This is a genomic window from Paenibacillus assamensis DSM 18201 (assembly GCF_000422445.1).
Lineage (GTDB): Bacteria > Bacillota > Bacilli > Paenibacillales > Paenibacillaceae > Paenibacillus_B > Paenibacillus_B assamensis.
Genome location: NZ_AULU01000011.1, coordinates 1 through 13,937, shown reverse-complemented (window position 1 = coordinate 13,937; position 13,937 = coordinate 1). Strand labels below are relative to the sequence as shown.

Sequence of the window (13,937 nt, the reverse complement as noted above, 5' to 3'; positions counted from 1 at the left end):
TAGCTTGACGTTACGTTCAATGGGAAGAGCAATTTAGCAATAGCTGTTATCATCGATCGTTTGTGTATGAACTCTGCGGTTACAAACAAACGAAACTGATAATCGCTGTTGCGATTGTTTAAAACTATTTCTCACTCGTCAAGCAAGCTGCTGCATGAATTCATTTTTGATCATGATTTGGCCAAGCCTAGATCACCCCCCTGCCTCCCCCAGGAACCAGGGGGGTGATTATCGTTTTGAGACAACATACAAGAGTAACAAAGCACAGATGCTACTTACCTTTATTCACAATAGAACATATTGCAATTGTCCCTCTTTCCATGTTAGTCTATGTTCATCACAGCACCATCTGTGCGTCTTAAATCGTACAGTTGAAAGGAAGATCGTAGCGATGACTGAATCCGAACAACCGAAGAAGACAAGCATGGCGAATGCTGCCAAAGCTTTGTTAGCGAAGAAGAAAGAACAGCAAGGCCAAGGGAAGCAAGGCTTCCATGGCGACCAATCGACGAAGGCATTGAGAAGCCAAAACAACAAGAAGCCGAATAACCAACGCCGTCGTACAGGCGGATCCTAGACTGCAAAATACCGAGGAACCTTCATGACCACAACGATGTGGAACAGAAGGTTCTTTTTTATTCCCATCTGTTCTATCACATATCCCCTCCGAACTTGAATATATTGAATACAATAGCGATGGTGATTGTTCAGGAGGTGTGTTCATGAAAGATTTATCATATATTGTGTCACGAGAAGATTGGTCACTGCACCGGAAAGGGTACCAGGATCAAGACCGTCATCAGAAGAAAGTGCGTGAAGCAATCAAGCAAAACATTCCCGATCTCGTTACCGAAGAGAACATCATCATGTCGGATGGCAAACAAATTATTAAAGTGCCGATCCGCAGTCTTGATGAGTTCCGATTCGTATACAATTTCAACAAGAAGAAGCATGTTGGTCAAGGAAATGGCAAGAGTCGTGTCGGGGATGTACTCGGTACTGACAGTCAGCAGCAAGGACCAGGCAAAGGCCGCAAAGCAGGCGATCAACCAGGCTCTGATGTAGTAGAAGCCGAGATTAGCATTGCAGAACTGGAGCAGCTGCTGTTTGAAGAGCTTGAGCTTCCTAATTTGAAACAAAAAGATAAGGACCAGCTAGAAATTACAGATATCCGCTTTAATGACATACGTAAAAAAGGCATCATGTCCAACATCGATAAAAAACGCACCATTTTAGAAAATATTCGCCGTAATGCATTAAATGGTAACCCAGGCATTCATGGCATAAATCCCGATGATCTGCGATTCAAAACGTGGGAAGAGATTGTGAAGCCTCAATCCAATGCGGTCATTATTGCAATGATGGATACTTCCGGATCGATGGGCAGCTTCGAAAAATATTGTGCCCGCAGCTTCTTCTTCTGGATGACGAGATTTCTGCGCAAGCAGTATGAAAAGGTGGATATCGTATTTATCGCCCACCATACCGAAGCGAAAGAAGTAACGGAGGAAGACTTCTTTACTCGTGGTGAAAGTGGCGGTACGATCTGTTCTTCTGTTTACATCAAGGCTTTAGAAATCATTGAAAGTCGCTTCCCCCCTTCCCTTTACAACATTTATCCTTTCCATTTCTCAGATGGAGACAACTTAACAAGCGATAATGAAAAATGCGTGAAACTGATTCGCCAACTGCTGAGCGTTTCCAACATGTTCGGTTACGGTGAGGTTAACCAGTACAATCGCAGCAGTACGCTAATGTCTGCCTATCGCAACATTGACCTGCCTAACTTCATGTATTATGTCATAAAGGAAAAAACAGAAGTATACAAAGCTTTAAAGCATTTCTTCAAAAAACAGCCGGTAAATGGGGTGTTCTCATGACTTCAAACGATTTGAAGCAATTAGACTATGCAATTGCCGAAATTACGGAAATTGCCGACGGATTCGGTCTTGATTTCTATCCCATGCGCTATGAGATATGCCCCGCTGATATTATTTACACTTTCGGAGCTTACGGCATGCCTACACGCTTTCACCATTGGAGTTTCGGGAAAACATTTCACAAAATGAAGATGCAGTATGACTTTGGACTAAGCAAAATTTATGAGTTAGTTATCAACTCCAATCCTTGTTACGCCTTCTTGCTTGAAGGCAATTCACTAATTCAGAACAAATTAATCGTTGCACACGTCTTGGCTCACTGTGACTTTTTCAAAAACAACGTACGCTTCTCAACGTCCAATCGCAATATGGTGGAAAGTATGTCTGCAACGGCAGAACGAGTGTCCCAATATGAACTCGAATATGGCGCACAAGCTGTTGAAAGCTTCATCGATGCGGTATTGGCAATACAAGAACATGTTGACCCTCAAATCGTCCGCCCGCAGAAACTCGATAAGCAGCAATATATGGAGCTCAAAATACAGGAATCAAAAGAATCTAAACCATCAAAATCCATAAGCTCCTATGACGATCTGTGGGATCTTGATTCATCAGTGAAAGACGGCAAAGAATCATCCCGTAAAGAACAACAGAATCGAAGGTTCCCACCCGAACCAGAGAAAGATGTCGTATGGTTCATTCAAGAGTTCTCCACAGAGCTGGAAGACTGGCAGCGCGACATTATGTCCATGCTGCGAGATGAAATGCTGTATTTCTGGCCCCAAATGGAGACAAAAATCATGAATGAGGGATGGGCTTCTTACTGGCATCAGCGCATAGTACGGGAGCTTGATCTTACAACAGAAGAGTCTTTCGAATATGCAAAGCTGAATGCATCTGTCGTCCAACCTTCGCGCAACAGCTTAAACCCCTACTATCTTGGTCTGAAAATATTTGAAGATATTGAGAAACGTTGGGACAAACCGACGAAAGAAGAACAAGATCGGTTTGGAAGAAAGGATGGACAAGGACGCGCTAAAATATTCGAAGTACGGGAACTTGATTCAGACACTTCCTTTATTCGCAATTATTTAACAAAAAAACTGACAGATGATCTTGATCTATACGTATTTGAAAAAAAAGGGGTCGAGTGGAAGATTACAGATAAAGCTTGGGAAAATGTGCGGGATCAGCTTGTATACAGCCGTGTTAATGGAGGCTTCCCTTACATTGTTGTAACAGACGGTGATTATCAACGAAGCGGTGAGTTATACGTAACCCATCAATATGAAGGAGTCGAACTTGATCTCAAATATGTCGAGCGAACACTCCCATACCTATTTACGTTATGGGGGAAATCCGTTCACTTGGAAACGAAGGTGGAAGAAAAAGGTGTACTCTTCACTTATGATGGTAAAAAAGTTACGCGTAAATTCATTGGCTGAGCACATGTAAATAGAACAACATGCAACGAGCATCCCTCCCCCCGCTGCACTTAAGGGACGAGATGCTCGTTATACATATCCAGCAAGTAATAGCAATCTCCATATGTACTTTCCAAGTTAAACTGAAATTTTACTACCTATACGCTGGTTAATAATCCCGCGCGCTTGAACTAGTTGTTGTAAGACACGAGCCCATTGCTTCGCCTCTTCATTTGTGAGCAAGTCATAAGTGTGCCATACCACTTGCTCCCCATTAGCAAGCTTAAATACATAATGAGTGAAAATAGGTTGAAACAAAATGCCGATTCGAGTGTATACAACCGAAAACTGTTCAATACTCGACCATGGCACGAGATCACCATTCTCCTTATATATACCCGATTCATCATAAACAAATAGTTGAGCTTGTTTCCGTATCATCGCTCGCAGTGTGATCGAAAACAATCGACCGAAATAAACAATTCCCATAATAGACAATGCTGCAGAGCCTAACTTCCACATGAGATCAGGAATTTTCACAACGGCTGCGTAAGCCAGCCCCATGCTCCCAATAATACATAAAAGAGAAATCATCATTTTCCTCATAACGGTCATACGATTGTAATCGATAGTAATCATGAAGACCTCCTGCTTCAAGCACGTATATGATTATGTAACCCGTTCAACACTGAATGAAAATAGACTTTATATCATAGTATGATTATGTTAGATGGATTGCAATATATTACATCTCAGCCTTATGAAACCTATCCCTTCACTCACAATCATATGTTACAATCAGGGATGCAAGCTTATATGGAAGAAGGGGAGCAGCATGATTGCCATCATTTATGACTTGGAAATGACAGTTACACGCCGCAAAGGTCAAATATCCGAAATTATCGAAATTGGCGCCGTTAAATTAACGCATTCCGAAGGTAAAGCGGTTATCCTCGATACATTCCAAACCTTTGTCAAACCTACGCTGACTTCCCGGATTACCGAGGACACAACCTCATTTACAGGGATCAGCCAGCAAGATATTACTCTCGCTGATGAATTACCGGCAGCACTTGAGCGTTTCGTTGCCTGGATCGATGCGGAAGAATATGCCCTATGCTCATGGGGCCGTGATGACAAAGTGCAATTTACTAAGGAATGTAGACTTAAGAAAATACCTTTGCGTTGGCTAAAAAATTATACAGATGTGCAGCAGCAAATTTCAGCCTTGATGGGACGACCAAACAAACAGCAAATAGGCTTGAAAACTGCACTTGAAGAGTTGAATCTTCCTTTCGTCGGCTCACATCATCGTGCGCTTGATGATGCATACAATACAGCGTTACTGTATATCCATTTTGCAGAAAAGATCTCACTCCATCAAAATAAAACGACAGACCATGCGGCGTACGAGAGTGAAATCTACTACAAAGATACATCTAATGATGATAACGATTCACTTGCAAACAGCCCGTTTGCGGCACTACAACGATGGAAGAACGATACGGAGTAAATATGAATAGAGCAGTACACTAAATACCCGCCTTGCTACTTAGGCGGGTATTTAGTATGTGCTGTACTATACGACGTTGAAGTCCTCTGGGTCTGGACCAACACGTTTATCTTGATTGAGCTGATCAATAGTCGCCATCTCATCTGCCGTCAATTCAAAGTCGAACACATCGAAGTTCTCACGAATACGGGATGCTGTTACAGATTTAGGAATAACGATATTGCCTTTTTGCAAATGCCAGCGAATAACAACTTGAGCACCTGTTTTGCCATGGTTAGCCGCGATAGCCATCACATCGCGATCTTCTAAGATCTCTCCACCTTGCATGAGAGGACTCCATGCTTCAAGTACAATATTATGCTTATTGCAGAATTGTCTCAGCTCATTCTGAGCCAAACGTGGGTGACATTCGACTTGGTTAACAACTGGGACAATCGAAGTGTTATCCATCAAGCGCTCCAAGTGGTGAATATGGAAGTTAGAAACCCCAATAGCACGTACTCGTCCTTCTTCCAGCAACTTCTCCAATGCTTTGTATGTTTCCAAATACAAGTCACGTTCAGGAGTTGGCCAATGAACTAGATATAGATCAACATAGTCTGTGCCGAGCTTGCTCAAGCTCTCATCGAATGCTTTCAGCGTAGCTTCATAGCCCTGATCGGCATTCCATACTTTTGTCGTTAAGAAAATTTCCTCACGAGGTACGCCTGATTCTTTTATTGCTTTACCTACACCCGCTTCATTTTTATAAACAGCAGCTGTATCAATATGGCGATACCCAATTTGAAGCGCAGTCTTCACCGCTTCTTCGACTTGTGCACCTTCTTCAACTCGCCACACTCCAAGCCCTAACTGCGGCATATGTACTCCGTTGTTCAATGTAATAATCATGTTGTATCTCCTCTCAATTGTAGGTTGAACATCGTTACAATTCACTTTCAGACATGTCAACAAACCGGATAGCAAACCATCCTTACTGAGTATATTACTTCAATTTGTAACCGCGTACAAGAAGACCCCTTACTCTAACTGTTACGAATGCAATGGGATCACATTTAATTGAACACTACTTACCGCAGAACATTTAAGCAAGTTGAACAAAAGAACGGGCTATATAGCGAATATTCGAATTCAAAAATAGCCCTATTACCCTATTTCTCTATGTACCTTTCTGGCATTATGGGAACAAGTATAGGATTCCCTTCAGAAGCGTTGACACTCCATATCACACTTGATAAGATACATTCCAATAACATAGTAACTCAATCGGAATTGTTTTATTTAATTCCACATCGACCGGATCACCGGAGATACCAACATTACTCAAGCTCAGAAAATGAATGAAAAAAAGGGTGTCTTGGCTAATTTTCATGGATGAAAGAGGAGGGTTTACGATGAGCATGTCACCACAACGAGAAAATGATAACACTACTGGATGGTCTACGGAATCAATTCCACAGGCAGATGTTTGGCTTACTCGCATCGCAGAACATTTGGGTGACCTTCGTTATGGTTCGCTAAATATCGTCGTACATGATGGACGCATCGTTCAAATCGACCGCCTAGAACGCCATAGATACGACTTAAGCGATTCACTATCATCTGTTAAAGAGAAAGGGGTTCTCTCCCATGATCGCAAACCAAAAAAGAAAATGTAAAGCAGCTGTAATCTCCCTTTTGCTAATCAGCTTAACCGCCACCTTACTCGCCGGCTGCGGCAGTAAGAGCGCGAGCAATCAAGCGGGTAATAGCTCCGAGCAAACGAAGACGGAAATTGAAATTCAAAATGTTTCTTATGACCCAACCCGTGAATTTTATGAAGAATACAATAAAGCATTTGCTGCTCATTGGCAGAAAGAAGCCGGTCAACAGGTCACCGTGAAACAATCCCATGGCGGCAGTGGCAAACAAGCTCGCTCCGTAATCGACGGACAGCAGGCAGATGTCGTGACACTCGCACTTGCTTATGATATTAACGCTATTCAAAAGAAAGGACTTCTAAAGCAAGACTGGCAGAAATCCTTCGAAGACAACAGCGCTCCTTATTACTCCACGATCGTCTTCCTAGTTCGCAAAGGCAATCCTAAACAAATTAAAGACTGGAACGATCTTATACGCGATGACGTTTCCGTTATCACTCCTAACCCAAAAACATCCGGAGGCGCACGTTGGAATTACCTTGCCGCATGGGGTTACGCCTTAAAGCACAACAATAATGAGGAAGCTGCTGCACAGCAATTCGTACAATCCTTATTTAAGCGAGTCGAAGTATTAGATTCTGGTGCACGCGGCTCCACGACTACATTCGTAGAACGCAACATTGGCGACGTCCTGATCTCGTGGGAGAATGAGGCTTTCCTAGCGGTCAATGAGCTTGGTAAAGATCAATTCGATATCGTCGTACCTTCATTAAGTATATTAGCTGAGCCCCCCGTCGCTGTAGTAGACAATACCGTTGATAAACGTGGTACGAGAAAAGTAGCAGAAGCGTATCTGAAATATTTGTATACGAAGGAAGCACAAGAGATTGTAGCGAAGCATCACTACCGTCCTCGCCTTGAAGAGGTTGCGAAGAAGCATGAAAGCAAGTTCCCAAGTATTGAATTGCTGACCATTGATAAAGACTTTGGTGGATGGGAAGCTGCACAGGCGAAGCACTTTGCTGATGGCGGAATTTTTGACCAAATTTATGCCAAATAAGGCATTACGGAATCACTACGCTTGATAGAAAGCAGGTTACGTCTATGTCTAATTTACAATCTCAACTTAAGCCGAGCAGGAACGCCAAAAGCGTCCTGCCTGGCTTTAAACTTTCCATGGGCTTCACCCTTATTTATTTATCCTTCCTTGTTCTGATCCCGCTTGCTGCAATCGTGCTTCATTCCTTGCAAATGAGCTGGAGTACCTTTTGGGATCTTATATTGGATAAACGAGTGATAGCCGCCTATAAAATTAGTTTTCTGACATCGCTGACAGCAGCAATGATCAATGTCGTCTTCGGCTTCATCATCGCCTGGGTGCTCGTGCGCTACAACTTCCCAGGTAAGAAGCTTGTCAACGGCATTATCGACCTGCCTTTTGCGCTGCCAACAGCTGTTGCCGGTATCGCATTAACTGCTATCTACGCGAAAGATGGCTGGATTGGCCAATGGCTATATGCCATAAATATACCAAGTGCATATTCCGTAATAGGCATCACGATCGCCTTAACTTTTATTGGATTGCCATTCGTAGTTCGAACCGTTCAGCCAGTATTGGAGCAATGGGATCATGATGTCGAGGAGGCAGCTGCGATATTAGGCGCTTATCGCTGGCGGACGTTTATTCGTATTATTTTGCCGCAGCTGTTCCCTGCCATATTGACTGGGTTCGCGCTAGCCTTTGCTAGAGGACTAGGTGAATACGGATCTGTCATTTTTATCGCAGGCAATATGCCGTTCAAAACCGAAATTGCACCATTGCTAATGATGACGAAGCTGGAGCAGTACGATTATGCTGGCGCCACTTCCATTGCACTAGTCATGCTTGTGATCGCGTTCGTGCTTCTACTATTGATGAATGCCATTCAATGGAGCTTCACAAAACGCTGGGGTTCGTTATAGCCTAATAAACCTAATAATCTGTCATTCAAAAGTACAACAATAAAGAGGTACATGCTTATGACCATCTCTCATCAACCACTTCCATCTGCTCACGCAGCAGCAGTAGCACCAGCCACTGCGTCACGGCGTTCAACACCATATCGCTCTGTGACAAGTGAGCCTGCATGGGTAAGACGGGTTTTAATTGGAATTGTGCTGTTATTTGTAATCGTTATGTTAATATTGCCGCTTATCACGATCTTTTCACAAGCGTTCAAACGCGGCTTTGAGGTATATGTCGCTGCACTGGAAGATCCAGATGCTTGGGCAGCCATCAAACTGTCTTTGTTAACGGTAGCCATTGTCGTACCGCTTAACGCTATATTCGGCATCGCCGCCGCTTGGTGCATAACCAAGTTTAGCTTTCGCGGGAAACAATTGCTTGTATCCTTGATAGATGTTCCCTTCTCGGTCTCCCCTGTTATTGCTGGATTTATGTTTATTCTGCTATTCGGTGCACAGGGATGGTTCGGACCTTGGCTGCAGGAAAATGGTATAGCCATCATCTTTTCATGGCCTGGTATTATGCTTGGAACTTTGTTTATTACGTTCCCATTTGTAGCACGAGAACTGATTCCGCTCATGCAAACACAAGGCATTCAAGAGGAAGAAGCCGCCATCACCTTAGGCGCTAACGGATGGAAGCTGTTCTGGCGTATTGCACTGCCTAATATGAAATGGGGACTGCTGTACGGCATTATCATTTGTAATGCGAGAGCACTTGGTGAATTTGGTGCCGTTTCCGTCGTCTCAGGCCATATTCGTGGGGAAACGAATACGATACCGCTTCATATTGAAATTCTCTATAACGAGTATCAGTTCTCAGCAGCATTCGCAGTTGCTTCCATCCTTGTATTTGTAGCCTGCCTTACCTTAGTATTGCAGCATTGGTTCGACCGCAAGCGGCGTGAACAACAGCATTCATAGAAATAAAAAAATTGCTGACTCCTTGAACCGACCGCCTCAGATTGTGAGAAAATGAACAAAACTCCCTACAAGTTATGTAACCAGTCGTCAAAATGCTAATGGCGGCTGGTTAATTCACTTTGAAGGTATTTCAATCGGTCCCACAGTATAGGGATAGATTCTATTCTCATTGGATATAAATTTGATCTATGTATATTGGTAAGTCTGGTGAGCTTTTGCAAAATGCGTATGCGTGCCAAACAGTTGATTCACTACATCATCCACCACAGAGGCAGCTGCGTCTGGCTTTGCCAATTTTCGCATCGCCCGTTTCATTTCTTGCAGCCTCAATGGATGAAGATAAACCTCCTCTATTTCCTTAACTAGCTCACTTTCCCGCTTCACGACTACTGCTCCACCTTCATTCATTAAAAAGTGTGCATTTTCCAGCTCTTGACCTGGCTGTGGCCGGGCTATAAAAACAGGAACATTCATGACAAGCGCCTCAGACAGCGTAATTCCGCCTGCTTTCGTAACTAGCACATCCGCATTAGCCATCAACGCAGCAACATTGTCCACATAACCAAGGACATGCACCGTAGGTATATGTGCAAATACTTTTTCCAACTCCTGCTTGCGTCGTTCATTACGACCACACACAATAACAACTTGCTGACCCTCTATAACTGCCAATTGCTGCAGCCAACCATCATGAGATTGCCGAATACCATATCCACCTGATAAAACGAGTGTCGTCTTTAAAGCAGGATCAAGACCATATCTCTCCTTATCTCCAGCCCCCTGCATCCTATTTGAAAAAATGCCCCGAACAGGAATACCGCTAACGATAATTTGCTCCTTCGCTATACCGCGCGAACGAATACCTTGCTTCAATAGTTCCGTTGCCACATAATAGCGATCATTGGGTGAAAGGATCCAGCGCTGATGTAAATCAAAATCGGTAATAATCGTAAACGTCTTTACATCCATCCCTAAATTGCTGCACACCTGAGAAACATCAAAGTACGGAAATGTGCTGATAACAGCATCAGGACGCTCGTCTTTCAGCAACTGCTTCAACTTGCCAGAGCCTATCGAGAAACCCGCCGTTACTAAAGGATTTTTACGGGTAATTTTACGAGTGCTGTAATAGCTCCAGCCATAATAATCAATACCGAGTGCTGCCCACTTCGAACTTTGCAAATATATATATTTGACGAAAGAGTCCCAGTGCGGATGGGCTTCCTCCATTAAATTAATAATCCGGACATCTACTTCATATCGCTTGAACTGTTCCTTTATTGCATTGGCTACTTGAACATGGCCATCGCCATAGGAGGCCGTTAATATAAATATTTTCGGACGTTTCATACAATCCCCCAACCAATTTTCAATTAGAATTCTAGCTCATCACCATCATATTATTATCCCTATTTCAACTAAGATCATCATAGCCGAATTGTAGCTCTTCTGCATTACAATCACAGAAAACTCACAAAAAAAGCATAATATGCCCATATTTATAATATAACATTTCACTTTTCAAGCTAAACAAAACCCTTTGGAACGTAAGCATCTGCCAACATCCCAGAGGGTCGTTATGTGCGAAATACAATTGTATGTTTCCTACCTAGTTGGTGCAGTACCAGGAACACCCGGATAAGAATAAACAAGCGGCTCATTGAATGTTGCGTAGTCTAAATTGACCATGAGCAGCAATGTGCGCTGTCCTGTTGTTGGATCACTAATGATGATATGATCGCGTCCAGCTGCCTCGAGCACACCGCGGAATACTTTTGCGTTCCATTCAGAGTTATTTTCATAGGTCATATAGAACGTTCCTACTTTACCTAAGTTCAATCGCAAAATATTTTCAACATAGGATTGTTCAAAATTTTGCATTTGTATCACAGCACCACTTGGTGTCATGACAGCCCCACTGCTTACTTGCGGAGGAACAACGGTTGTTTGCTGCTGTTGCTGCGGTGGGATCACCATGGTTTGCTGCTGTGGTGCTAAATATGGCACTGCCATTCCACCTCCACCTCCCCATTGTCCAGATGGTCTCGCATTACCGATCTGACCGGCAATACCACCTTGATGTATAGGATAGCCGTAATTCATATTTGTCATTGTACTCTCTCCTTTCAAATCTTTGCTGTTTATCTATATAACTGCTGCATTTCTAACGAACATGTATTTGTCTTTTGCATAGTTACTAGTAAGTGTTATACACATTTGGACAATCTTCACCAGTTGGGGTGAAGAAGCAATGAGCCTTATAGCGTCCTGAATTCTGCTGATTGTACCAAGTAGCCGGACAAGCCCCAGCAGGGCGGAAAAACCATAATGCGTATGAAGCTGGCCATACTCGTTCCCCATTAATCGCTCGCTGCGCCAATCGAATATCACGATCACGGGCTTTTTGATAAAAATAGCCTTTTTGTATCGCCTCAAAACCACCCGGACTTTGATACACCATATCGCCTACTGATCGTATGTTCAAAAAATCCAAACAATTACCTAATATTCGATTGACACCGACATTACCAACCATCATCATTCCTTGTTCGCCTTCACCCTCTGCTTCGGCACGCATAAGACGCGCAAGCAGCTTTACATCTTCTGAGTTCGCCTTAATAACGGCCATTCCCGTCTGCTCCCTCCCTTCATTCGATATCATCATATGTGCAGGAGCCCAATTGGTTACACAAAAAAAGCAGAACCCTCTCACTAGGAGAAGATTCTGCTTATATAGCACATTTAGAACTTAGAACTTAGAACTTAGAACTTAGAATTACAACTCTTATTACAATACTTGCTTAGCAAGCTCTTCAGCACGTTTTTTCGCTTCTTCCAACAATGCTGGCGCTTGATCTGGAGCAGCATTAACACCTTGAACGACCAAGTTGCTATAGTCTGTAATACCGATAAAGCCCATCGCTGCTTGCATGTAGTTGTGTGTAAATTGTAGAGCTGGCATCACTGTATAATCGCCACCACGAGACTCAACAAGAACAACTTTCTTGCCACCTGCTAGACCTTGCGGGCCTTCAGCTGTGTACTTGAATGTACGGCCAGCGATTGTAATGTTGTCAATGTATGCTTTCAACAATGGCGGATAGCTCAAATTCCACATTGGCACTTCAAATACAACTACATCCGCAGCCATAAATTGATCCAAAATTTCATTCATACGAGCTACTGTTGCTTGCTGCGCGTCAGACAGAGCCGCACCTGCAGCCAGCTTGCCCCATGCATCAAGTACAGATCCATCGATCAATGGGATTGTTTCTTCATACAAATTGACTTGTGCTACTTCTACTTGGTCAAGCTGCTCCACGAAGTGTTTGCCAAGCTGACGGCTGTAAGACAGCTCAAGTGGTTTAGGGTTACTGTTAACTACTAATACTTTTGTCATAATTAAATTCTCTCCTTATTCGTTCAGTCAAATTCTAATTTGATTGTGTACTATAAAAATTTATATATTTAATGCCTTACAGTACTTGTTTCGCAAGTTCTTCGGCACGTTTCTTCGCTTCTTCCAACAATGCTGGTGCTTGATCTGGAGCTGCTGCCATACCTTCAACTACTAGGTTGTGGTAGTCTGTAATACCGATGAAGCCCATCGCTGCCTGCATATAGTTGTGTGTGAATTGTAGAGCTGGCATTTCAGCGTATGCGCCACCACGTGCTTCAACGAGAACGATTTTCTTGCCGCCTACTAGACCTTGTGGGCCTTCTGGTGTGTACTTGAATGTACGGCCAGCAATTGTAATGTTGTCGATATATGCTTTGAACATTGGAGGGTAGCTCAAGTTCCACATTGGCACTTCAAATACAACAACGTCTGCAGCTAGGAATTGCTCAAGAATCTCATTCATACGGCCTACTGTTGCTTGCTGTTCAGCAGAAAGTGCTTCACCTGCACCAAGTTTGCCCCATGCATCAAGTACAAGACCGTCGATCATTGGAATTGTTTCTTCATACAAGTTTACTTGTGCTACTTCCACTTGACCAACTGCTTGAAGCTGATCTACAAAATGTTTACCAAGTTGACGGCTAAAAGAAAGCTCAAGCGGTTTGGGATTACTATTAACTACTAATATCTTTGTCACGATATATTCTCTCCTCTTCATTTCCCTCGAATTAAAATATCTTTATTAATCAATTAATATTAATAATAAACTAACTTTATGTAAGTAATAATATCTTGATATCTAACTATTGTCAACACTCATTTATAACTGTTCACAGTAAGAGAAGCGGCCTATGTTACAGCCGCTTCTCTGTCTTCCAATTTTATTTACGAAGTATGCGTTTGACCTGTCACGCTCTGCACTTGGCCTGTTGGGATAAAATTCGTTAAGGAAGCATCTTGATATGCACCTTGCGAATGCGCTACATAGCTATGCACTTGACCCGTAGATTGATAATGATGCGGCACTACATCTTGTTGTGCTCCATGTGTTTGTGCAGTGATGCTTTGCACTTGGCCCGTTGGCTGGTACGATTGCGGCACTACATCTTGTTGCACTCCATGCGTTTGTGCAGTGATGCTTTGCACTTGGCC

At 43.1% G+C, this 13,937-nt stretch carries 16 protein-coding genes; 8 read left to right on the top strand and 8 right to left on the bottom strand.

Annotated features, from left to right (window positions below; all coding sequences use genetic code 11):
- Positions 1–391: 391 nt before the first annotated feature.
- From H580_RS0107280 to H580_RS0107265, 3 genes are all read left to right on the top strand, one after another.
- Positions 392–577, top strand: a complete 186-nt coding sequence (locus H580_RS0107280; protein ID WP_028594186.1) for a hypothetical protein — start codon at positions 392–394, stop codon at positions 575–577.
- A gap of 145 nt (positions 578–722) precedes the next feature.
- Entirely contained in the window at positions 723–1,880 is a 1,158-nt protein-coding gene (yhbH, locus tag H580_RS0107270) for a sporulation protein YhbH (protein WP_028594185.1), read from the top strand.
- Positions 1,877–3,325 (top strand): SpoVR family protein, encoded by a 1,449-nt coding sequence (locus H580_RS0107265; RefSeq protein ID WP_028594184.1) that lies wholly within the window; start codon positions 1,877–1,879, stop codon positions 3,323–3,325. The genes yhbH and H580_RS0107265 overlap by 4 nt, the downstream gene beginning before the upstream one ends.
- 117 nt (positions 3,326–3,442) lie before the next feature.
- Here H580_RS0107265 and H580_RS0107260 read toward each other — a convergent pair whose 3' ends face one another.
- Positions 3,443–3,943: a hypothetical protein gene (locus tag H580_RS0107260; protein WP_028594183.1), complete on the bottom strand. Its 501-nt coding sequence runs from the start codon at positions 3,941–3,943 to the stop codon at positions 3,443–3,445.
- Positions 3,944–4,139: 196 nt separating this feature from the next.
- Here H580_RS0107260 and H580_RS0107255 point away from each other — a divergent pair, with 196 nt between their 5' ends.
- Positions 4,140–4,817, top strand: coding sequence for a 3'-5' exonuclease (locus H580_RS0107255; RefSeq protein WP_028594182.1), 678 nt, complete (start codon positions 4,140–4,142; stop codon positions 4,815–4,817).
- A 66-nt stretch (positions 4,818–4,883) separates the two neighbouring features.
- Here H580_RS0107255 and H580_RS0107250 read toward each other — a convergent pair whose 3' ends face one another.
- Positions 4,884–5,708 (bottom strand): aldo/keto reductase, encoded by an 825-nt coding sequence (locus H580_RS0107250; RefSeq protein ID WP_028594181.1) that lies wholly within the window; start codon positions 5,706–5,708, stop codon positions 4,884–4,886.
- Between the two features lie 503 nt (positions 5,709–6,211).
- Between H580_RS0107250 and H580_RS0107245 the strand changes: the two genes are divergently transcribed.
- The 4 genes from H580_RS0107245 to cysW are packed head-to-tail and all read left to right on the top strand — an operon-like array spanning position 6,212 to position 9,385.
- Positions 6,212–6,475 carry a DUF2292 domain-containing protein gene (locus H580_RS0107245; protein ID WP_084509048.1) on the top strand — a complete coding sequence of 88 codons (264 nt, stop codon included), beginning with the start codon at positions 6,212–6,214 and terminating at the stop codon, positions 6,473–6,475.
- The gene (locus H580_RS0107240; RefSeq protein ID WP_036604849.1) at positions 6,447–7,517 is read left to right on the top strand and encodes a sulfate ABC transporter substrate-binding protein; all 1,071 of its coding nucleotides are present in this window, start codon (positions 6,447–6,449) and stop codon (positions 7,515–7,517) included. Before H580_RS0107245 ends, H580_RS0107240 begins: the two co-directional genes overlap by 29 nt.
- A gap of 44 nt (positions 7,518–7,561) precedes the next feature.
- On the top strand, positions 7,562–8,419 hold the full coding sequence (gene cysT, locus H580_RS0107235; protein ID WP_051217321.1) for a sulfate ABC transporter permease subunit CysT: 858 nt from the start codon (positions 7,562–7,564) through the stop codon (positions 8,417–8,419).
- 57 nt (positions 8,420–8,476) lie between these two features.
- A complete protein-coding gene (cysW, locus tag H580_RS0107230; RefSeq protein ID WP_157282748.1) occupies positions 8,477–9,385 on the top strand; it encodes a sulfate ABC transporter permease subunit CysW in 909 nt (302 codons plus the stop codon).
- Positions 9,386–9,571: 186 nt separating this feature from the next.
- Here the strand turns inward: cysW and H580_RS23660 are convergent, their stop codons facing one another.
- The 6 genes from H580_RS23660 to H580_RS26380 form a co-directional block, all read right to left on the bottom strand.
- A complete protein-coding gene (locus tag H580_RS23660) occupies positions 9,572–10,735 on the bottom strand; it encodes an MGDG synthase family glycosyltransferase (protein ID WP_051217320.1) in 1,164 nt (387 codons plus the stop codon).
- A gap of 255 nt (positions 10,736–10,990) precedes the next feature.
- A complete protein-coding gene (gene gerQ / locus H580_RS23655; RefSeq protein WP_425414118.1) occupies positions 10,991–11,488 on the bottom strand; it encodes a spore coat protein GerQ in 498 nt (165 codons plus the stop codon).
- A 94-nt stretch (positions 11,489–11,582) separates the two neighbouring features.
- A complete protein-coding gene (locus H580_RS0107215) occupies positions 11,583–12,014 on the bottom strand; it encodes a cell wall hydrolase (protein ID WP_028594176.1) in 432 nt (143 codons plus the stop codon).
- A 159-nt stretch (positions 12,015–12,173) separates the two neighbouring features.
- Entirely contained in the window at positions 12,174–12,785 is a 612-nt protein-coding gene (locus tag H580_RS0107210) for an FMN-dependent NADH-azoreductase (protein WP_028594175.1), read from the bottom strand.
- Between the two features lie 76 nt (positions 12,786–12,861).
- Positions 12,862–13,482 (bottom strand): FMN-dependent NADH-azoreductase, encoded by a 621-nt coding sequence (locus tag H580_RS0107205; RefSeq protein WP_028594174.1) that lies wholly within the window; start codon positions 13,480–13,482, stop codon positions 12,862–12,864.
- A gap of 188 nt (positions 13,483–13,670) precedes the next feature.
- A partial coding sequence (locus tag H580_RS26380) for a hypothetical protein (RefSeq protein WP_036604848.1) occupies positions 13,671–13,937 on the bottom strand: 267 nt, incomplete at its 5' end.

Bases quoted from the DNA above. Each gene is read 5' to 3' on its own strand.
- H580_RS0107240 (WP_036604849.1), top strand. From the start codon at position 6,447: ATGATCGCAAACCAAAAAAGAAAATGTAAAGCAGCTGTAATCTCCCTT.
- cysW (WP_157282748.1), top strand. From the start codon at position 8,477: ATGACCATCTCTCATCAACCACTTCCATCTGCTCACGCAGCAGCAGTA.
- H580_RS23660 (WP_051217320.1), bottom strand. From the start codon at position 10,735: ATGAAACGTCCGAAAATATTTATATTAACGGCCTCCTATGGCGATGGC.
- H580_RS0107255 (WP_028594182.1), top strand. From the start codon at position 4,140: ATGATTGCCATCATTTATGACTTGGAAATGACAGTTACACGCCGCAAA.
- H580_RS0107245 (WP_084509048.1), top strand. From the start codon at position 6,212: ATGAGCATGTCACCACAACGAGAAAATGATAACACTACTGGATGGTCT.
- H580_RS0107215 (WP_028594176.1), bottom strand. From the start codon at position 12,014: ATGGCCGTTATTAAGGCGAACTCAGAAGATGTAAAGCTGCTTGCGCGT.
- yhbH (WP_028594185.1), top strand. From the start codon at position 723: ATGAAAGATTTATCATATATTGTGTCACGAGAAGATTGGTCACTGCAC.
- H580_RS0107280 (WP_028594186.1), top strand. From the start codon at position 392: ATGACTGAATCCGAACAACCGAAGAAGACAAGCATGGCGAATGCTGCC.
- H580_RS0107265 (WP_028594184.1), top strand. From the start codon at position 1,877: ATGACTTCAAACGATTTGAAGCAATTAGACTATGCAATTGCCGAAATT.
- cysT (WP_051217321.1), top strand. From the start codon at position 7,562: ATGTCTAATTTACAATCTCAACTTAAGCCGAGCAGGAACGCCAAAAGC.
- H580_RS0107260 (WP_028594183.1), bottom strand. From the start codon at position 3,943: ATGATTACTATCGATTACAATCGTATGACCGTTATGAGGAAAATGATG.
- gerQ (WP_425414118.1), bottom strand. From the start codon at position 11,488: ATGAATTACGGCTATCCTATACATCAAGGTGGTATTGCCGGTCAGATC.
- H580_RS0107250 (WP_028594181.1), bottom strand. From the start codon at position 5,708: ATGATTATTACATTGAACAACGGAGTACATATGCCGCAGTTAGGGCTT.
- H580_RS0107210 (WP_028594175.1), bottom strand. From the start codon at position 12,785: ATGACAAAAGTATTAGTAGTTAACAGTAACCCTAAACCACTTGAGCTG.